At 69.8% G+C, this 19866-nt stretch carries 17 protein-coding genes; 11 read left to right on the top strand and 6 right to left on the bottom strand.

Features of this window, described 5'->3' with window-relative positions:
• The first annotated feature begins 90 nt into the window (after window positions 1–90).
• Window positions 91–1299, top strand: coding sequence for a saccharopine dehydrogenase family protein (locus tag H036_RS0106555; RefSeq protein WP_017933987.1), 1209 nt, complete (start codon window positions 91–93; stop codon window positions 1297–1299).
• A 100-nt stretch (window positions 1300–1399) separates the two neighbouring features.
• Here the strand turns inward: H036_RS0106555 and H036_RS0106550 are convergent, their stop codons facing one another.
• From H036_RS0106550 to H036_RS0106540, 3 genes are all read right to left on the bottom strand, one after another.
• On the bottom strand, window positions 1400–2773 hold the full coding sequence (locus tag H036_RS0106550; RefSeq protein WP_017933986.1) for an NAD-dependent succinate-semialdehyde dehydrogenase: 1374 nt from the start codon (window positions 2771–2773) through the stop codon (window positions 1400–1402).
• A gap of 209 nt (window positions 2774–2982) precedes the next feature.
• Window positions 2983–4842, bottom strand: coding sequence for a hypothetical protein (locus tag H036_RS0106545; protein ID WP_020485877.1), 1860 nt, complete (start codon window positions 4840–4842; stop codon window positions 2983–2985).
• 55 nt (window positions 4843–4897) lie between these two features.
• Window positions 4898–5680 carry an alpha/beta fold hydrolase gene (locus H036_RS0106540; protein ID WP_017933985.1) on the bottom strand — a complete coding sequence of 261 codons (783 nt, stop codon included), beginning with the start codon at window positions 5678–5680 and terminating at the stop codon, window positions 4898–4900.
• A 60-nt stretch (window positions 5681–5740) separates the two neighbouring features.
• On the opposite strand from H036_RS0106540, the gene H036_RS0106535 reads away from it, so the two are divergent.
• The 5 genes from H036_RS0106535 (at window position 5741) to H036_RS0106515 (ending at window position 10747) form a co-directional block, all read left to right on the top strand.
• Complete coding sequence (locus tag H036_RS0106535; RefSeq protein ID WP_017933984.1) at window positions 5741–6832, top strand: 1-deoxy-D-xylulose-5-phosphate reductoisomerase; 1092 nt, start codon at window positions 5741–5743, stop codon at window positions 6830–6832.
• An 11-nt stretch (window positions 6833–6843) separates the two neighbouring features.
• The gene (locus H036_RS0106530) at window positions 6844–8244 is read left to right on the top strand and encodes a M50 family metallopeptidase (RefSeq protein WP_017933983.1); all 1401 of its coding nucleotides are present in this window, start codon (window positions 6844–6846) and stop codon (window positions 8242–8244) included.
• A 17-nt stretch (window positions 8245–8261) separates the two neighbouring features.
• Window positions 8262–9407 (top strand): flavodoxin-dependent (E)-4-hydroxy-3-methylbut-2-enyl-diphosphate synthase, encoded by a 1146-nt coding sequence (ispG, locus tag H036_RS0106525; RefSeq protein ID WP_036487526.1) that lies wholly within the window; start codon window positions 8262–8264, stop codon window positions 9405–9407.
• A 48-nt stretch (window positions 9408–9455) separates the two neighbouring features.
• Window positions 9456–10301 (top strand): GNAT family N-acetyltransferase, encoded by an 846-nt coding sequence (locus tag H036_RS0106520; protein WP_017933981.1) that lies wholly within the window; start codon window positions 9456–9458, stop codon window positions 10299–10301.
• 62 nt (window positions 10302–10363) lie between these two features.
• Window positions 10364–10747: a DoxX family protein gene (locus H036_RS0106515; RefSeq protein ID WP_017933980.1), complete on the top strand. Its 384-nt coding sequence runs from the start codon at window positions 10364–10366 to the stop codon at window positions 10745–10747.
• Here the strand turns inward: H036_RS0106515 and H036_RS0106510 are convergent.
• Window positions 10729–11697 (bottom strand): sensor domain-containing diguanylate cyclase, encoded by a 969-nt coding sequence (locus H036_RS0106510; protein ID WP_017933979.1) that lies wholly within the window; start codon window positions 11695–11697, stop codon window positions 10729–10731. The genes H036_RS0106515 and H036_RS0106510 overlap by 19 nt on opposite strands.
• Before the next feature lie 120 nt (window positions 11698–11817).
• Here H036_RS0106510 and H036_RS0106505 point away from each other — a divergent pair, with 120 nt between their 5' ends.
• Window positions 11818–13584 (top strand): proline--tRNA ligase, encoded by a 1767-nt coding sequence (locus H036_RS0106505; RefSeq protein WP_017933978.1) that lies wholly within the window; start codon window positions 11818–11820, stop codon window positions 13582–13584.
• A gap of 369 nt (window positions 13585–13953) precedes the next feature.
• Here the strand turns inward: H036_RS0106505 and H036_RS24260 are convergent, their stop codons facing one another.
• Window positions 13954–14376 carry a DUF4439 domain-containing protein gene (locus tag H036_RS24260; RefSeq protein WP_017933977.1) on the bottom strand — a complete coding sequence of 141 codons (423 nt, stop codon included), beginning with the start codon at window positions 14374–14376 and terminating at the stop codon, window positions 13954–13956.
• On the bottom strand, window positions 14373–14867 hold the full coding sequence (locus H036_RS0106495) for a hypothetical protein (protein WP_017933976.1): 495 nt from the start codon (window positions 14865–14867) through the stop codon (window positions 14373–14375). Before H036_RS0106495 ends, H036_RS24260 begins: the two co-directional genes overlap by 4 nt.
• 90 nt (window positions 14868–14957) lie before the next feature.
• Between H036_RS0106495 and rimP the strand changes: the two genes are divergently transcribed.
• The 4 genes from rimP to infB all read left to right on the top strand — a co-directional run bounded on the left by rimP (window position 14958) and on the right by infB (window position 19856).
• Window positions 14958–15434, top strand: coding sequence for a ribosome maturation factor RimP (gene rimP / locus H036_RS0106490; protein WP_017933975.1), 477 nt, complete (start codon window positions 14958–14960; stop codon window positions 15432–15434).
• The gene (gene nusA / locus H036_RS0106485; protein WP_017933974.1) at window positions 15434–16411 is read left to right on the top strand and encodes a transcription termination factor NusA; all 978 of its coding nucleotides are present in this window, start codon (window positions 15434–15436) and stop codon (window positions 16409–16411) included. The genes rimP and nusA overlap by 1 nt, the downstream gene beginning before the upstream one ends.
• A gap of 85 nt (window positions 16412–16496) precedes the next feature.
• Window positions 16497–16823: a YlxR family protein gene (locus H036_RS24810; protein ID WP_081615466.1), complete on the top strand. Its 327-nt coding sequence runs from the start codon at window positions 16497–16499 to the stop codon at window positions 16821–16823.
• 108 nt (window positions 16824–16931) lie between these two features.
• Complete coding sequence (gene infB / locus H036_RS0106480; protein ID WP_017933973.1) at window positions 16932–19856, top strand: translation initiation factor IF-2; 2925 nt, start codon at window positions 16932–16934, stop codon at window positions 19854–19856.
• Window positions 19857–19866 lie beyond the last annotated feature (10 nt).

Here is a 19866-nt window from a genome sequence, read left to right as displayed (position 1 = left end):
CTAGCAAACTTTCGTGACGAGAATGTAGCGAGCGCTTCGTACATCGGGTTAGAGTCCGGTATGGCCAAGCCCCAGCACAAACCTGCCCCGATGCGCATCCTTCTCGTGGGTGCCGGTGGCGTCGGGGCGGCGTTCGCGTCGATCGCCGCCCGCCGTGACTTCTACGAGACCCTCCTGATCGTCGACTACGACGCCGAGAGCGCGGAGAAGGCCGCCTCGGTCGACTCCCGCTTCACCTGGGCGACCGCGGATGCCGGCGACGTGGAGGCGCTCGTCGCGATCGCGCAGGAGCACCGCATCACCCATGTGATGAACGCCGTCGACCCCCGCTTCGTGATGCCGGTCTTCGAGGCCGCACGGATCGTCGGCGCCGACTACCTCGACATGGCGATGTCGCTCTCCCAGCGGCACCCGCAGGAGCCCTACTCCAAGACCGGCGTGATGCTCGGCGATCAGCAGTTCGCCCAGCACCACCTGTGGCAGGCGAACGGCCGGCTGGCGCTGGTCGGGATGGGTGTCGAGCCTGGCCTGGCCGACGTCTTCGCCCGCTACGCGTCCGACCACCTCTTCAGTGAGATCGACGAGCTCGGCGTCCGCGACGGCTCCAACATCACTGTCGAGGGCTACGAGTTCGCGCCGTCGTTCTCCATCTGGACCACGATCGAGGAGTGCCTCAACCCGCCGGTGGTCTGGGAGAACGGCACCTGGCACACGACCTCGCCCTTCTCCGACCCCGAGGTCTTCGACTTCCCCGAGGGCATCGGCCCGGTGGAGTGCGTCAACGTCGAGCACGAGGAGGTCCTCCTCATGCCGCGCTTCGTCAACGCCAAGAAGGTGACCTTCAAGTACGGCCTCGGCGACGAGTTCATCGAGGTGCTCAAGACCCTCTCCAAGCTCGGCCTGGACAGGACCGAGCCGGTCGCTGTCCGCTCGAGTGCCGGGGAGGTCGAGGTCAGCCCGCGTGACGTCGTCGCGGCGCTGCTTCCGAACCCGGCCAAGCTGGGGCCGCAGATGCGCGGCAAGACCTGCGCCGGCCTCTGGGTCACCGGTAAGGACAAGGAGGGCGCACCGCGCTCGACGTACCTCTACCACGTCGTCGACAACGAGTGGTCGATGGAGGAGTACGGCCACCAGTGCGTCGTCTGGCAGACGGCGATCTGCCCGGTGGTGGCGCTGGAGCTGCTCGCCACCGGCGTGTGGGAGGGCACCGGGGTGCTCGGCCCGGAGGCGTTCGACGCGTTGCCGTTCCTCGATCTGCTCAACGCCTACGGCAGCCCGTGGGGGACCAAGGAACTCTGAGGACGGCCCCTCGGACCCGGGCCGGCAGAACGCCGACGCCGCCCCGCACATCGTGCGGGGCGGCGTTCGGTGTTGCCGCAGGTGTGCCGGTCCGGCTACGTCACTTCTGCACGTAGAAGAGCCGCTTGTTGACGAACTCGTCGATGCCGAGCGGGCCGAGCTCGCGGCCGAAGCCGGAGCGCTTGGTGCCGCCGAAGGGCAGGTCGGCGCCCTCGCCGGCCGGCGTGTTCACGTTGGCCATGCCGACCTCGAGCTGGCGGGCGACCTTCACGGCCCGCTCCTCGTCCGTGCTCCACACCGCGCCGCCGAGGCCGAACTCGACGGCGTTGGCCAGCTCGACCGCCTGCTCGTCGTCCTCGACCTTGTAGACGACCGCCACCGGTCCGAAGAGCTCCTCGGAGTAGGCCCGCATCTCGGGGGTGACGCCGGTGAGCACGGCGGGCGCGAAGTACGCACCGTCACCAAGAGTGCCGCCTGCGTGCAGGGTCGCGCCCTTGTCGACGGCGTCCTGGATCTGTGCGTGGAGGCCCTCGGCCGCCTTGCGGGAGACCATCGGGGAGTAGAGGTCGTCGCCGTCAGCCCCCGCGGTCCGCGGCTGCATCGCGCTGGCGCGCTTCGTGAGCGCGCTGACGAAGTCGTCGTACACGTCGCTCATCACGATCATCCGCTTGTTGGAGTTGCAGGCCTGGCCCACGTTCTCCATCCGGGTCGCCCACGCGGTCTCGGCGGCCGACTCCACGTCGGCGGTGTCCAGGATGATGTAGGGGTCGGAGCCACCGAGCTCGAGGACGACCTTCTTCAGGTTGCGTCCGGCCTGCTCAGCGACAGCGGTGCCCGCCCGCTCCGAGCCGGTCAGCGAGACGCCGTGGACCCGCTTGTCGGCGATCAGCGAGGCGATCTGCTCGTGGGTGGCGAACAGGTTGGTGTAGACCCCCTCGGGCACGCCGGCGTCCGTCATGATCTGGGCGATCGCCAGCGCGGAGGTCGGGCAGTTCTCGGCATGCTTGAGCAGCACGACGTTGCCCGCGATGAGGTTCGGCGCCGCGAACCGGGCCACCTGGTAGTAGGGGTAGTTCCACGGCATCACGCCGACGATCGGGCCGACCGGCAGGTACTGGATACGGGCGTCGTCGTGGCCCGGGAGCGGCTTGTCGGCGAGCAGGGTGGCGCCGTTGTCGGCGTAGTAGCCGAAGATGTCGGTGCAGAACTCGGCCTCACCCTTGGCGGAGCTGGGACGCTTGCCCATCTCGGTGGTGATGAGGTTGCCCAGCTCCTCGGCGCGCTCGGTGAAGAGCTCGGCGATCCGCTTCACGATCGCCGCGCGCTCCTCGACCGGACGCTTGCGCCACTCCTCGTAGGCGGCGGTCGCGCCGGCCACGGCCTGCTCGACCTCGGCATCGGTCGCGAACGGGAACTTCTCCACGACCTCACCTGTAGCGGGATCGGTGACCTGGTAGGCCGGTGTCTGCGTCATCTTCGTCGCTTTCTCACGCGGGATTGGTTGTGCGGGTAGATCGGGGATGTGGTTCCGGTCAGGCGACCGACCGCCCTCGAGACTTGGCGGGCGCTGCCGGAGCCCTGCAACAGGAGGCCGAGGCCACCGGTCATGGGCATGAGGCCAAGCCTAGGCGACGGGATCCGTCGCTTGAAGGGGGTGTGTGCCGCGGATTCGGTCGGCGTGCGTCAGCCGAGCGACCAGAACCAGTAGCCGAGCTCCCCGCCCACGCCGTGAACCCTCACCTTCGAGCTGGGTCCCTTGACCTGCACCTGGACCGTGCGCCCGGAGATCGAGGCCGCGCCTACATCGAAGGGCACCTCGATCACGCCGCCGAAGACGCTGCTCGGTGCGAACGCATGGATACGCCGCCAGTCGGTCAGTCCAGGGATCCGGAACCGTGCGGAGTATCCCGGTGCGGGCACCTTGCCGTGGCGGAACTTCCGCGCGGGCACATGGGCCACGGAGACGTTCACGTGCAGGTCGAGGGTAGTCGGCCGGATCATCGCGACCTTCGGGACCGTGATGTCGTAGCTACGCCAGTGTCGCGTGACCTTCTTGGCGTGCGCGAGCCTCACGCTGAACGATCGCTGTGCGAGGTCGGGCCAGTAGCTCCGGACCGTGCCCAGAGGTACGACGACGGGCCGACCCCACCGGTCCGGGATCGACGCCACGGCGCGGTAGACGCCAGGCCCGACGATGTGCCCGTCGGAGTCGGTCCAATCCCACCAGAGCGGGAAGTAGGCGTCGGAGTCTGTGCTGCTGCACGGCTGTTCGCCGCAGGTTGCCGCCACGGGCACGTCTGCGTCGACGAGGTGACCGCCGGCGTCGTACATGGAGACGGTGGCGACGTCGGAAACGTCGCCGATGGCCGGAACACGCCATCGCGCGCTGGCAGGGTCGTAAGTACCGCTCATCCGCCACACGTCGCCCCCCACGGTCGTCGCCCCCGGCGCCGGTGGACGGGGCGGGTTGCGCACAAGTGCGAGGGGTCGGGTCGTCGACGCGGATCGCATCCCGGCCGGCGTCGAAACCGTGTTGGTGACGACGAGCGTGTACGTACCGTCGAGCATCGCGCCGCCCGGCTCGGCGGACGGGTCGATCGTGATGTCGGCGAGTCCCCGGCTGACGTTCGCGGCCGCGCTCACCGGACCGACGACCGTGTTGCCCGCCGCGTCCTGGATGCGCCAGGAGACCTGGAACGGAAAAGATGGGGAGATGGGGCCGAGGTCCGTCACGGTCTCGCTGCCGTCCGCGTGGGCGGCCAGGGCCGGATCCGTCACGAGGAAGGACGGCAGCGGCGACCCGGTGGGCATCATCGAGGTCGTATAGGCGGTGACCTTGGAGATGAAGTCGATAGCGGCGCGGGCAGACGGTGCCTCGCAGGCGACCGGGATGTAGTCGCGCGGCCGGTAGTCAGAAGCGTAGGCGCTGCAACGCTTGACAGAGACAGCGCTTCCGACGGCCGGTGGGACGACGTTGCTGAGATCCAGGACGGTCGGCGCGTCGTTCGTCAGCCGCTGGTTGAGGTCGGTTGCGTTGGGGCCGACCGCATAGTCGATGCCGCCTGAGACACGAGCGACCGCGACACCGCCACCCTCGTTGTGTGCCGATACGGTGACCTGCTGCTCCGGCCACGTGAATGCCTCGCTCGGCGCGTCGATGCTCGCGCTGAACGGAGCCGTCTGGATGATCGTGCGGTCGGCGTTGGCCAACGAGGTGCAGCTTGACACGACCTCCGTCGTGCACGTCGACAGGGTGAAGGTCTGAGCCCCGCTGAATCCCCACGTGGCGAAGGGCAGGCTCACGGTCCCGCCGGTGTTCGGGACGGGAGCCGGGCCGATGCCCAGGATCGTCACCCGCAGGAAGGGGGCGGTAGCGGGTGGCGCACTTGCCGTGGCCAAGACATCACCCGATGGTGTCGCTGGGACGTCGAAGGCGACCGGCTCGACCGCGCCGGCAGGCGTATCGGCAATCTCGACAGCGCCGACGGTGAGCCCGAGCGCGAGGGTCAACCCGAGGCAGACAGCCATCACAGCGCGCAGCATGTTGCGGACGATAGGGCGCCCGACTGGCGTGCGCACAGGTTTCGGTCAGACCGCGTCAGCTGCGTAGACCGGCAGCCCGCCGTACCGGCAGGAAGGTCCGAGGCGGCACCGGGCCGCTCAGGAAGTCGAGGATCAGCTCGGCCACCAGCGCCGGCTTCTCCACCGGGAGGGCGTGCGAGGCACCCGGCACGACGGCGAGCTGACCGGCCGGCAACGCCTCGAAGAGCGCGACGGTGTGGTCGAGTCGCACCATGTCGTCGTCCCCGGCCAGCACCAGGGTCGGCGTCATGACCGGGCGGAGGTCCGCCGACGTCAGGGTCGGCTCGGTGTGCGCCATCCGGTCGAACTTGGCGGTGACCACGGCCAGGTGCTCGGGACCGTCGGGCGAGCGCTCGGCGTAGGCCTGCGCGGTCGCCTGACCCACCGGTGAGTCATCGGAGAGGTCGACGTCCCAGACGATGCCGTCGTGGTGGAAGTTGGTCCCGATCAGCACCTGGCGGCCGATCAGATCGGGCCGCTCCAGGCTCGCGAGCAGCGCGGCGATCCCGCCGTCGCTCCAACCGACCAGGTGAACCGGACCACCGAGATGCTCGATCACGCCGATCACCTCCTGCGCCATCGCCTCGTAGTGGAAGGGTGCGTCGCTGTCGCGGGTGTAGCCGTGACCGCGCCGGTCGAACGCCGCCACCCGATACCGCGCGGCCAACGGCTCCTCGAGTGCGGCGAGGAACTCGTCGCTGCAGCTCAGCCCGCCGTGAAGCAGGAGCACGGTCTCCCCGGACCCGTCGGGGCGGTGGACCCAGGTGGGATGGCTGTTGATGTCGACGTACTCGCCCATGGGCGCCAGCCTAGGCATGGCGAAGGGGACACGGGGCGCCGCGCCTGGGAGGATGGTCGGGTGCGCGACGTGGTGATTCTCGGTTCGACCGGCTCCATCGGGACCCAGGCTCTAGAGCTCGTACGCCGCAACCCCGATCGGTTCCGTGTGGTCGGCCTGACCGCAGGCGGGGGCAACCGTGAGCTGTTCGAGCGACAGGTCGCTGAGTTCGGGCCGGCGTACGCGGGTCTGGGCGAGGAGGCGAGTGTCGAGGCGGCCGGCCGGCCGGCCGATGTGGTGCTCAACGGCATCACCGGTGCCGTCGGGCTGCGTCCGACCCTGGCGGCGCTGGACGCCGGCAACACCCTCGCTCTGGCCAACAAGGAGTCGCTCATCATCGGCGGCCCGATCGTCCTGGATCGCGCCGCGCCAGGACAGATCGTGCCCGTGGACTCCGAGCATTCGGCCATCGCGCAGTGCCTGCGCGGCGGTGCCCCGAGCGAGGTCCGCAAGCTCGTGCTCACCGCCAGCGGCGGGCCCTTCCGCGGCCGCTCCCGTGACGAGCTCGATGACGTCACGCCCGCTCAGGCGCTGGCGCACCCCACCTGGGACATGGGCAGGGTGGTCACCACCAATTCGGCCACGCTGGTCAACAAGGGCCTGGAGGTGATCGAGGCGCACCTGCTCTTCGGCATCCCCTTCGACCGCATCGACGTGGTCGTTCATCCGACGTCCTACGTGCACTCGATGGTGGAGTTCACCGACGGGTCGACGCTGGTGCAGGCGGGGCCGCCCACGATGCTGGTGCCGATCGCGCTCGGCCTGGCCTGGCCCGATCGGGTGCCGGACACGGCACCCGCCGTCGACTGGACGCAGCCGACGAGCTGGGAGTTCTTCCCGCTGGACGACGAGGCGTTCCCCGCCGTACGCCTCGCACGTGAGGTCGGCGAGCGTGGCGGCACGTTCCCGGCGGTCTACAACGCCGCCAACGAGGTCTGCGTCGATGCCTTCCACGACGGCCGGATCCGGTTCACCGACATCGTGGACACCGTCGAGAAGGTCGTTGCTGGGCATGGCGACGTACCCTCGGAGGGGACGCTCACCGTCGACGACGTCCTGGCCGCCGACGCCTGGGCGCGCGCCGCCGCCTCTGACCTCATCCACCCAGCCTGAACGGAACGCTGTTGACCGCCGTCTTCTACATCCTCGGGGTCGTCCTCTTCGTGGCCGCGATCCTGGCCTCGATCGGACTGCACGAGCTCGGCCACATGATCCCGGCGAAGGCGTTCGGGGCGAAGGTGACGCAGTACTTCATCGGCTTCGGCCCGACCGTGTGGTCGCGGAAGAAGGGCGAGACCGAGTACGGCGTGAAGGGCGTGCCGCTCGGCGGCTACGTGAAGATCGTCGGGATGCTGCCGCCGGGAGCCGCCCAGTTCGAGGACGGCAGTGCGGTCGGCGACGGCAGCGCGGTCAGCGACACCGTCGTCGACGAGGCTTCCGGCGCGCTGCTGGTGCGCCGCTCCAACACCGGGATGTTCACCCAGCTGATCTCGGACGCCCGCGCGGCCGAGTGGGAGACCATCCAGCCCGAGGACGCCCCGCGGCTCTTCTACCGGCTGGCCTGGTGGAAGAAGGTGATCGTGATGGCGGGTGGCCCGACGGTCAACCTGCTGATCGCGTTCTTCGTCTTCCTCGGTGTCTTCGGCATCTACGGCTCGCACGAGGTCGTCCCCGACAGCGGCAAGCCGGTGATCGAGAGCGTGAGCCCGTGCGTCGTTCCGTACGCCGAGTCGGGCCGCGCCTGCAAGGGCACCGACCCGGTGACTCCGGCGTACCAGGCCGGTCTGCAGCAAGGAGACCGGATCACCTCGTTCAACGGCACCCCGGTCCGGGACTGGAGTCAGCTGCAGGGTCTGATCCGCAGCAACCTCGCCGGTCAGGCCGTCATCGGCTACACCCGCAACGGCGTTGCGATGACGGGCACGACCACCACCACCGTCGAGGCGCGCCCCAGTAGCGACAACCCCAGCGACCAGGCGCTCAAGCAGGTCGGCTTCCTCGGCGTCTCCCCGCGCAGCCACGTCCAGGTCACCCACGGCGGGCCGGTCTACACGCTGCGCCAGATGGGCACCATGACGCGGGACTCCGCGGTCGCTCTGGTGCACCTGCCGGTGAAGGTCTGGGGCGTCGCCGAGGCCATCGTCGGGGTCAAGGCGCGCGCGGCTGACAGCCCGGTCAGCATCGTCGGCGGCGGTCGGATCGCGGGTGAGGAGATCTCGGCCAAGGGATTCCCGCTCGAGGACAAGATCGCCGGGCTGCTCATGCTGGTCGCCGGCTTCAACCTGTTCATCGGGCTGTTCAACTTCATCCCGCTGCTCCCGCTCGACGGCGGTCACATCGCCTCGGCGCTGTGGGAGGCGATCCGTCGCGGCATCGCCCGCCTGCGCCGCCGCCCGGACCCGGGCTACGTCGACGCCGCCAAACTGCTGCCGGTCGCGTACGTCGTGGCCAGCTTCTTGCTGGTGATGGGCGCCGTCCTCATCGTCGGCGACCTCGTCGTGCCACTTCACCCCCTGACTCAGTGAACGGATAGCCTGCGAACATGACTTCCCTGGGCATGCCCGAGGCGCCTGCGCCGGTCCTCGCCCCGCGCCGCAAGACCCGTCAGATCAAGGTCGGGAAGGTCGGCGTCGGCAGCGACTACCCGATCTCCGTGCAGTCGATGACCACCACGCTGACCTCCGACGTCAACAGCACCCTGCAGCAGATCGCCGAGCTGACCGCTGCCGGCTGTGACATCGTGCGCGTCGCCTGCCCGAGTGCCGACGACGCTGCCGCGCTGCCCGAGATCGCCCAGCACTCCCAGATCCCGGTGATCGCCGACATCCACTTCCAGCCCAACTACGTCTTCGCCGCGATCGAGGCCGGTTGCGCGGCCGTGCGCGTCAACCCGGGCAACATCCGCAAGTTCGACGACCAGGTCAAGCAGATCGCCCAGGCGGCCAAGGACCACGGCACCTCGATCCGGATCGGGGTCAACGCCGGCTCGCTCGACAAGCGGCTGCTGGAGAAGTACGGCAAGGCCACTCCCGAGGCGCTGGTCGAGTCGGCCGTGTGGGAGGCGGGCCTCTTCGAGGAGCACGGCTTCGGTGACTTCAAGATCTCGGTCAAGCACAACGACCCGGTCGTGATGGTGCGTGCCTACGAGCTGCTCGCCGAGCGGGGCGACTGGCCCCTGCACCTCGGCGTCACCGAGGCAGGCCCGGCGTTCCAGGGCACGATCAAGTCCGCCACCGCCTTCGGTGCGTTGCTGTCGAAGGGCATCGGCGACACGATCCGCGTCTCGCTGAGCGCGCCGCCGGTCGAGGAGGTCAAGGTCGGCCTCCAGATCCTGGAGTCCCTCAACCTGCGTCCGCGGCGGCTGGAGATCGTCTCGTGCCCTTCCTGCGGCCGCGCCCAGGTGGACGTCTACACCCTCGCCGAGCAGGTCACCGCGGGGCTCGACGGCCTCGAGGTCCCTCTGCGGGTGGCCGTGATGGGCTGCGTCGTGAACGGACCGGGCGAGGCCCGCGAGGCCGACCTGGGTGTCGCGTCCGGCAACGGCAAGGGGCAGATCTTCGTCAAGGGCGAGGTGATCAAGACCGTGCCTGAGTCCAAGATCGTCGAGACACTGATCGAGGAGGCCATGCGCCTGGCCGAGGGCATGGAGCCTGTCGAGGGTGGCACGGCGCAGGTCAGCGTCTCCTGAGGCGAGGGGCCCGAGGATCCCGCCCGGCTCGGCGCTAGAGTCTGGCGCATGCTCACCATGCGTCAGGGGATCCGGCCGCTAGGACCGGCCGATCTGGATGCGTTCCTCGAGCTGACCGCCACGGATCCGGTTGTCAACGTCTTCGCCGATTACCGTGCCCGCACCACCAGCCTCGAGCCGCGGTGGCTCGGGGGCGAGGTGTGGGGTCGCTGGGTCGGCGGCGACCTGGTCGCCGCCTGCCACGTCGGCGCCAACCTCGTCCCGATCGCGGCGAACGAGGAGGATGCGCGCGCATTCGCCGAGCGTGCGCTGACGCGGGGCCGTTCCGTCTCCACCCTCGTCGGGCCGACCGCGCCGGTGCGGGCTTTCTGGGACACCGTCGCAGCCTCCTGGGGCCGACCGCGCGAGCAGCGGTGGGTGCAGCCGCACCTGGTCCTCACCGGCCCGCCCGTGGTGGAGCCCGACCCGCTGGTGCGCCGCTCAACCCGTGCCGACTTCGACGAGCTCTATCCGGCCTGTGTGGCGATGTACACCGAGGAGGTAGGCGTCTCGCCCGAGATCGGTGGTGGGGGAGAGCTCTACCGAGCCCGCGTGCTCCAGCTGATCAGTCGCGGCTGGTCGTTCGTGCGGTTCGAGCACGGCCGGCTGGTGTTCAAGGCCGAGGTGGCCTGCGCCTCGCCCTACGCGGCCCAGATCCAGGGCGTCTACGTCGTCCCCGACCTCCGCGGCCAGGGTCTGGCCACGCGCGGCATGGCAGCGGTCGCCGAGATCGTACGGCGAGAGATCGCCCCGGCCGTCTCGCTGTACGTGAACGAGTGGAACACGCCGGCGCGGGCGGCGTACGAGCGGGTCGGCTTCCGCCAGACCGCGACCTTCGCGACCGTGATGTTCTGACACCGACGCTGGCGGACGGTCCACCGATGTGCCTGCTTCGGGCTCCTGGCTAGGGTCGCAGCATGAGTCTTCCGATCGACGCCAAGCTGGTCCTCGGCGCCTTCACGGTCAGTGGCATCGTCCATCTGGTCAAGCCCGAGGTGTTCGAGCCGTTGATGCCGCGCCAGCTGCCCGCACACCGCGAGATCATCCTGGCCAGCGGCGTCGCGGAGTTGGCCTGCGCGGCCGGCCTGGCCATCCCGGCCACCCGCCGCTGGGCGGGCTACGCCAGCGCGGCGCTCCTGGTGGGCGTCTTCCCCGGCAACCTCAAGATGGCGGCCGACGCACGGAGGCGCGGCAAGCCCGGAGTCCAGGCGGTGGCGTTCGGCCGGCTGCCCCTGCAGCTGCCGCTCATCCGCGGCGCGCTCCGGGCCGCCCGGGGTAGTGGTCAGCGCCGCTTGGCGTGATACATCCGGGCGTCGGCCAGCGAGAGCAGCCCGTCGGCCTCGTAGCCGACTTCCGAGGCAGAGGCCAGGCCGATGCTCGCCGAGACCGGTCGTGCGTCGTCCGGGGGTCCGATCCGATGCTGCGGTAGTCCGGCGAGGATCCGCGTCACGATCGCCTCGGCGTCAGCGCGCGACCCCGTGGGGAGGAAGGCAGCGAACTCGTCGCCGCCGAGTCGGCCGACCACGCCCTGCGGAGCTGTCGCGGCGCACAGCGTCACGGCAGTGGTGGCGAGCAGCTGGTCGCCGTACTCATGTCCGAGGTCGTCGTTGAACTGCTTGAGGTTGTCCGCGTCGGCGATGAGGACGTGCAGATCGCCGCGTCCTGCCCGTGCGACATCGAGGGCCGCGTCGAGCTCGGTGCGGAAGCCGCGCCTGTTCAGCACTCCGGTGAGCTCGTCCATCAGCGCCAGCCGGTGCAGCGAAGCCTCGCGTGCCTTGCGTGCGGTGACGTCGCGCGCCATCACGAGGGTGTAGCCGTTCTTGAGGAAGCTGTGGGTGAACTCGGCCACCAGCTCCTGGCCGTCGCGCCGGACGATCGTGTTCTCGTACATCCCCTCGTGCCCGAGCGAGGCGTCGGCCTCGGCGATCTGCCGGATCCTCAACGGATCCACCACACCGAGCTCGGCCGAGCTGCGGCCGAGCAGCTCGGCGCGCGTGTAGCCGGTGAGCCGACAGTAGGAGTCGCTCACCTCCAGGTACTCCCCGCTGACCCGGTCGCACAGCACCACCCCGTCGAAGGAGGTGCGCAGGATGGTCTCGAAGAGGTCGCGCATCAGGGCGAGCCCCACCTGGGCGGGCGCGTCGGCCAGCTCGGCAGCACCACCGCGGACCAGCTCGGCGCGCTGTCGCCAGGACAGCCCGGATCGCGCGATGGCGGGGGCGGATGTCTCATCCTGCTCCAAGCGGCTCATCCCTTCTCCTCCTCGGAGCCCACCCTAGTGATGACTCGGCGTCAGGGTGGCGGGTTCTGCGCGGTCCACGCCGCGCAACCGGTTCGCGCCCGGTGTGCGGGCGACAGTAGCCTTCTGCCCATGCTGGCCCGGATGTCGACCCTGTTCCTGCGGACCCTGCGGGAGGACCCGGCCGAAGCCGAGGTCGCGAGTCACAAGCTCCTGATCCGCGCCGGCTACATCCGGCGCGCCGCACCGGGCATCTACACCTGGCTGCCTCTGGGGCTGCGGGTGCTGCGCAACGTCGAGCACATCATCCGCACGGAGATGGACTCCATCGGCGCGCAGGAGGTGTCGTTCCCGGCGCTGCTGCCTCGCGAGCCCTACGAGGCGACCAACCGCTGGACCGAGTACGGCGACGGCATCTTCCGACTCAAGGATCGCAAGGACGCCGACTACCTCCTCGGGCCGACCCACGAGGAGATGTTCACCCTCCTGGTCAAGGACATGTACAGCTCCTACAAGGACCTGCCGCTGAGCCTCTACCAGATCCAGACCAAGTACCGCGACGAGGCGCGTCCTCGTGCCGGTCTGCTGCGCGGCCGCGAGTTCACCATGAAGGACTCCTACTCCTTCGACATCGACGAGGCCGGCCTGGAGGCCTCCTACCAGGCGCACCGCAACGCCTACGTCCGGATCTTCGACCAGCTCGGCTTCGACTACGCGATCGTGAAGGCGACCGCCGGCGCGATGGGCGGCTCGAAGTCGGAGGAGTTCCTGGCCAAGGCCGATGTCGGCGAGGACACCTACGTCCGCTGCACCCACTGCGACTACGCCGCCAACGTGGAGGCGGTCGCGGTCCGGACGCCCGAGGCTGGGACGGTCGAGGGGCTGACCGCCGCGCACGTGGAGGACACGCCCGCCACACCCACCATCGAGTCGTTGGTCGCGCTGCTCAACGAGCAGCACCCCCGTTCCGACCGGCCGTGGGCCGCGGGCGACACGCTCAAGAACGTTCTGCTCACGCTCAAGCACCCGGACGGCACCACCGAGCCGCTGGCCATCGGCCTGCCCGGCGACCGCGAGGTCGACACCAAGCGTCTCGAGGGCCAGCTCGAGCCGATCGAGGTCGCGCCGATGACCGACGAGGAGCTGCGCAAGCACCCCGAGCTGGTCAAGGGCTACATCGGTCCCGAAGCGCTCGGTGAGGAGTCCCGGAGCGGGGTCCGCTACCTGGTCGACCCGCGCGTGGTCACCGGCACCTCCTGGGTGACCGGGGCCAACGAGCCCGGCAGGCACGTCCTGGACCTGGTCGCCGGTCGGGACTTCACCCCCGACGGCACCATCGAGGCCGCCGACGTCCGCGACGGCGACGCCTGCCCCAACTGCACCGAGGGCACCCTGGAGACCGCGAAGGGCATCGAGATGGGCCACGTGTTCCAGCTCGGCAAGAAGTACGCCGAGGCTCTCGGCCTCCAGGTGCTGGATGTCAACGGCAAGCTCCAGACGGTCACGATGGGCTCCTACGGCGTCGGCGTGACGCGTGCGGTGGCCGCGGTTGCCGAGGGCACGCTGGACGAGATCGGGCTGTGCTGGCCGCGCAACATCGCGCCCTACGACCTGCACCTGGTCGCGACGGGCAAGGACCAGGTCGTCTTCGATACCGCGGCACGCCTGGCCGGCGAGCTCAGCGCCGAGGGTCTCGACGTTCTGCTCGACGACCGCGAGAAGGTCAGCCCCGGGGTGAAGTTCAAGGATGCCGAGCTGATCGGCGTACCGACGATCGTGACCATCGGTCGCGGACTGGCCGATGGCGTGATCGAGGTCAAGGACCGTCGCAGCGGCGAGAAGACCGACGTCGCGGTCGGCGACGTGGTCGCACATCTCACCGCCCTGGTGAGGGGCTGAGCGAGCCCGCGCCACCGAGCCCGCGCCACCGATCCCGGCCTTCGACGCCGGCACGACGACCTCGGTCGTCGTGCCGGCGTCGTGCTGTCGACGACTGCTGGGACGGCCGCCGTGTGATTTGCAACTTTATGCAGTGCACAGAGGTGAAGCACCCGCGCTCTATCGGCGTCGGCCCTCGTCATTGCAGACTTGTGCATGCGGGGCGCCGTTGATCCCCCACACTCCATATTCTCCGGAGCTCCGCCAGGCCCACGTGTCCAGGCCTGCAAGGTGTTCGCGCGCCGGTTGGCCCCGGGGGACGTCTCGGGAGTTCCTCGTGGCCAACCGACGCGCGAGCCTCGTTTTCGAGGCAGCCGCGATCGGCAGCGATCAGGCGATGCCGGGCAGATCGGACGGCGTGCCGCCGAAGTGCAACTCACGCACTGCGGTCGCGCTGAGCCATGCGATCGACCGGGATCGGTCGGAGCCCGTGGTGGCAGCCACGAGGTCGCCATACCCTCCAGCGGAGCTCTGCTCGGCTGCGAGCGCGGCTGCGCTGACTCCGGCCGCCGAGCCCAGCCCGTCCGGCAGGTCGTAGGCCGGCGCGGCGCCCGGGGGAGCGGAGTCGCCGAGAGCAGCCAACCGCTCGGCCAGGATGTCGCGGGCGGCACGGTGGAAGTCGTAGGCCCCGCGCAACGAGCCGGCGAGCGCGCCGGGCGTCGTACGGGTGCTCAGGGCGGCGAAGAGGTAGACGGCGGCGTGCTCGCCCGACAGTGCGGTCCGCAGCACCGCGATCAGGGCATCGTCACTCATGCCAGCCCGCCTGTCGTGCGCTGAGCGATCGCCGCGCTCATCGAGCCCAGCAGCCGGGCGAGCCCGCCGTCGTGCGCCGTCGAGGCCTTGGTGGCGAGCAGGCTGCTGAGTGCCCGCTCCCGGGAATCGATCTGCTCGAGCACGGCACCGGAGCCGAGCGTGGCGGGCGTGCCCGGCGCCGACGCGGCATCGAGGGACCTGAGGTGGCTGGCGTGCAGCCGGACGAGGTCGTCGATGACCGATGCCTCCGAGCGATGCGGTAGCAGCGTCGCGCGCAGGTCGGCGATGGCCGTGACGACCTCGTCGACCAGCGGCTGGTCGGGGTTGGCCGGGGCCGGTGGGGTGCTGCGTGGAGCCTGCAACCGGTCGGCCGTCGCGTCCAGCCGGTCCTTCGCCTCGCCCCCGGAGCAACCGGTGAGGAACAGCGCCAGCGGCGCCGCGGCCAGGCCTAGAGTGGCCCGCCGGGAAAGGGCAGGAGTCGGCGGCGTCACGCTCCGACCTTATCGGTTCCACCCCCTTCGACCCGGTAGGGTGATGCCTCACAACTGCACCCCACAACAGGATCACAGGAGGGACGACCCATGAGCGGACCTGGCGCGACGGAGTCGCGAATTGAAGCCGCCCTCGCCGACCGACTGCGAGCCCTGAGCCTCGACATCGAGGCGATCGAGCTCACCCCGGCCGGCAAGCGTCGCGTGCTGCGAATCGCCGTCGACAAGGACGGTGGGGTCACCCTCGACGACGTCGCCGATGCGACGACTGCGATCAACGACATCCTGGACGAGTCCGATGTCCTGGGGGAGTTGCCCTACACCCTCGAGGTCACCTCGCGCGGGGTGGACCGGCCGCTGACCCTGCCGCGCCACTGGCGCCGCAACAAGGGTCGCCTGGTCAAGGTGACGCTGGTCGAGGGGGAGGTCGAGACGGGCCGGATCGGCGCGTCCGACGAAGAGGAGGTCACCCTCGACGTGGAGGGTGACCCGCGCGCCCTGCGCTACGCGGACATCGCGAAGGCGCTGGTGCAGATCGAATTCAAGAAGATCGAGAGTGACGACTGATGGACATCGACCTGAGCATCCTGCGGATGCTGGAGCGCGAGCGGGAGATCTCCTTCGACGTGCTCGTCGAGGCGATCGAGCAGGGCCTGCTGACGGCCTACCACAAGACTTCGGGCGCTCAGCAGAAGGCGCGAGTCGAGCTGGACCGCAAGAGCGGGCACGTGCGTGTGCTGGCCGCGGAGCTCGACGACGAGGGCAACCAGATCGGCGAGTACGACGACACCCCGGCGGGCTTCGGCCGCATCGCCGCGACCACCGCCCGGCAGATCGTTCTGCAGCGGCTTCGCGACGCCGAGGACGAGGTCAGGTTCGGTGAGTTCTCCGGCAAGGAGGGCGACATCATCTCGGGCGTGATCCAGCAGGGTCGCAACCCCGACGACGTGATGGTCGACCTCGGCAAGCTGGAGGCGCTGCTGCCGGTCAGCGAGCGCGTCCCGGGCGAGCGCTACGACCACGGCACCCGGATCAAGTGCCTGGTGATGAGCGTGCGCAAGGGCATGCGGGGCCCGCAGATCACGCTTTCGCGCAGCCACCCGAACCTGGTCAAGAAGCTGTTCGCCTTCGAGGTCCCCGAGATTGCGGACGGCTCCGTCGAGATCGCGGCGATCGCCCGCGAGGCCGGGCACCGCACCAAGATCGCGGTGCGCGCAGCGGTCCCGGGCGTCAACGCCAAGGGCGCCTGCATCGGCCCGATGGGTCAGCGCGTGCGCCAGATCATGACCGAGCTGCACGGCGAGAAGATCGACATCGTCGACTGGTCTGAGGACCCGGCCTCGATGATCGCCAGCGCGCTCTCTCCGGCGCGGGTCAACTCTGTCGAGATCGTCGATCCGGCCACCAGGTCGGCGCGCGTCGTCGTACCCGACTATCAGCTGTCGCTGGCGATCGGCAAGGAGGGCCAGAACGCCCGCCTGGCCGCGCGCCTGACCGGCTGGCGGATCGACATCCGCAGTGATGAGGAGTCGACCGGGGCCTGAGCCTGGGCTGAGTACGTGCTCGAGCCGGGGCCGAGTCGGTCCCGGTTCGGTAACGGCTGGCTCGAGGCGGTAGAGTTTCTCCTTGGTGGCACTCCCTGACGACTCGACTCTCCCCGGACCTGTCCGGACCTGTGTCGGTTGTCGGGGCCGGGCCGCCAAATGCGAGTTGTTGCGGGTGACCGTGGGTCTCGTGGACGGCCGCCAGGCCATCCTCCCTGATCCGACAGCCACCGCACCCGGTCGCGGGGCGCATCTGCACCCCAGCACCGAGTGCTACGACCTCGCGGTACGGCGCAAGGCGTTCGCCCGAGCACTCCGGTGCGAGGGCGGGATCAGTGCGGCGGCCGTGGGAACGTACCTCGACTCGAAGACCGTGATGGATACGACCAGGAACTGGAGCAAAAGCTCATGAGCACTCGATGAGTATCTCGCGATGAGCCCCCTCCGCTGTTCACACAGCACCAACCACTAACGGTCTCGAGAAATACCCGACCCGGGTCTTGAGGCCAGAAGGAGAATTGTGGCCAAGACCCGAGTTTCCGAACTCGCGAAGCAGTACGGCATCACCAGCAAGGACGCGCTGGAGAAGCTGAGCGCTATCGGCGAGTTCGCCAAGACTGCCTCCTCCAGCATCGAGCTGCCGGCGGTGAAGAAGTTCGAGGCGACCTACGCCGCCGAGCTTCAGGCCCAGCAGGCGCCGGAGAAGCCGGCGAAGGCTGAGCAGACACCTGCCGCCAAGCCGGCCGAGAAGCCCGCCGAGAAGGTTGCGGACAAGCCTGCCGAGGCTGCCAAGGCGGCCCCGGCTGCCGCAGCCCCTGAGGCCGCGGCTCCTGCGCAGCCCGCATCGGCAGCTCCCGCCGCTCCGTCCGCACCGCGCCCGGGCCCCAAGCCGGGTCCGCGTGCCGCCGCCGAGGCTCCGGCCCCGGCAGCAGCCGCGCCTGCGCCGGCGGCTCCCAAGCCTGCCCCGGCGGCGCCCGCCGCACCGGCTGCCTCGGCCACGCCGGCGGCACCGGCGCCGAAGGCCCCGTCGCCCAAGGCTCCGTCGCCGGGACCCCGTCCGGTCGGCAAGCCCGGCGCGCCGCGTCCGGGCAACAACCCGTTCTCCTCCAGCCAGGGCATGGGTCGTCGCTCCGCCCCGGGTCCGCGTGACGGTGGCGCCGGTGCGCCGACCGGCGGCGGCACTCCGGGCGACCAGCGCCCGCCGCGTCCTGCAGCCGCCCGCGAGGGTGGCGGCGCCGCTCCGCGTCCGGGCATGCCGCGTCCCAACCCGGCGATGATGCCGAAGTCGCCGGCCGCGTTCGGTGCCCGTCCCGGTGGTGCTCCGGGCCGTCCCGGTGCTCCGGGTCGTCCGGGTCAGGGCGGCGGCGGTGCCGGTCGTCCCGGCGGTGCGCCGGGTCGCGGTGGCGCTCCGGGCGGCGGCGGTGGGCGCTTTGGTGCGCCGGCCGGTGCCGGTGCCGGTGGTCCCGCCGGTGGCGGTCGCCCCGGTGGCGGCGGTGGCCGTCCCGGCCAGCGCGGCTCGACCCAGGGCGCGTTCGGCCGAGCCGGAGGTCCCTCGCGTCGTGGCCGCAAGTCGAAGCGTGCCCGTCGCATGGAGTTCGAGGCCATGGAGGCCCCGACGATCGGCGGCATCCGCGTCCGCAAGGGCAACGGCGAGACCGTTCGCCTGCCGCGTGGCGCCTCGCTGACCGACTTCGCCGAGCGGATCAACGTCGACGCTGCTCAGCTCGTCCAGATGCTCTTCAGCCTCGGCGAGATGGTCACGGCGACCCAGTCCGTGGGCGACGAGACGTTCGAGCTGCTCGGCGAGGAGCTCAACTACGTCGTCCAGGTCGTCTCGCCCGAGGACGAGGACCGCGAGCTGCTCGAGTCCTTCGACATCGAGTTCGGTGACGAGGGCGACGAGTCCGACCTGGCGGTCCGTCCGCCGGTCGTGACCGTCATGGGTCACGTCGACCACGGTAAGACCAAGCTCCTCGACGCGCTGCGCAACGCCAACGTCGTCGCGGGCGAGGCAGGTGGCATCACCCAGCACATCGGTGCCTACCAGGTGGCCACCGAGGTCGACGGCAACGAGCGCAAGATCACCTTCATCGACACCCCGGGTCACGAGGCGTTCACCGCCATGCGTGCCCGCGGCTCGCAGTCCTCCGACATCGCGGTCCTCGTGGTCGCTGCCGACGACGGCGTGATGCCGCAGACGGTCGAGGCGCTCAACCACGCCAAGGCCGCAGGTGTCCCGATCGTGGTCGCGGTCAACAAGATCGACAAGCCGGAGGCGGACCCGACCAAGGTCCGTGGCCAGCTGACCGAGTACGGCCTGGTGCCCGAGGAGTACGGCGGCGACGCGATGTTCGTCGACGTCTCCGCGAAGTCGAACCTCAACCTTGACAAGCTGCTCGAGGCGATCGTCCTGACGGCCGACGCCTCGCTCGACCTGCGGGCCAACCCGACGCAGGATGCCCAGGGTCTGGTCATCGAGGCCCACCTCGACCGCGGTCGCGGTCCGGTGGCCACGGTGCTGGTCCAGCGCGGCACGCTGCGCGTCGGCGACTCGATCGTCGCCGGTCCGGCCTTCGGTCGTGTCCGAGCGATGCTCGACGAGTACGGCAACGAGCTCACCGAGGCCACGCCGGCCCGCCCGGCGATGGTGCTGGGTCTCTCGGCGGTCCCGGGTGCGGGGCAGACCTTCCTGGTCGTCGAGGACGACCGGATGGCCCGTCAGATCGCCGAGAAGCGCGAGGCGCGCGAGCGTGCGGCCATGCAGGCCAAGCGGCGCGTGCGGCGTACGCTCGAGGACTTCATGGCTTCCATGGAGAAGGGCGAGAGCCAGGAGCTCAACCTCATCCTCAAGGGCGACGTGTCCGGTTCGGTCGAGGCTCTCGAGGACGCCCTGGCGAAGATCGACGTGGGTGGCGACGAGGTCTCGATCCGCGTCATCGACCGCGGTGTCGGTGCGATCACCGAGACCAACGTCGACCTGGCTGCTGCCTCCGACGCGATCATCATCGGCTTCAACGTCCGCCCGCAGGGCAAGGCGACCGAGATGGCCGACCGCGAGGGCGTGGAGATCCGTTACTACACGGTCATCTACCAGGCCATCGAGGAGATCGAGGCTGCGCTCAAGGGCATGCTCAAGCCGGAGTACGAGGAGCGCACCCTGGGCCAGGCGGAGATCCGTGCGATCTTCCGCAGCTCCAAGGTCGGCAACATCGCCGGTTGTATGGTCATCGGCGGCGTGATCCGACGCAACGCCAAGGTCCGGGTCATCCGCGATGGTAAGACGATCGCCGACAACCTCGACTTGGCCTCGCTCAAGCGGGAGAAGGACGACGCGGCCGAGGTTCGCGAGGGCTTCGAGTGTGGTCTGGTGCTGCGCAACTTCCAGGACATCAAGGACGGCGACATCGTCGAGGCGTTCGAGATGGTGGAGATCCCGCGCGGCTGACGCCATCGAA

Source organism: Nocardioides sp. Iso805N (assembly GCF_000364605.1).
In the GTDB taxonomy this organism is placed as follows: Bacteria; Actinomycetota; Actinomycetes; order Propionibacteriales; family Nocardioidaceae; genus Nocardioides.
The sequence above is the reverse complement of the archived record's forward strand: the minus strand, read 5'-3'. Positions and strand labels throughout refer to the sequence as shown.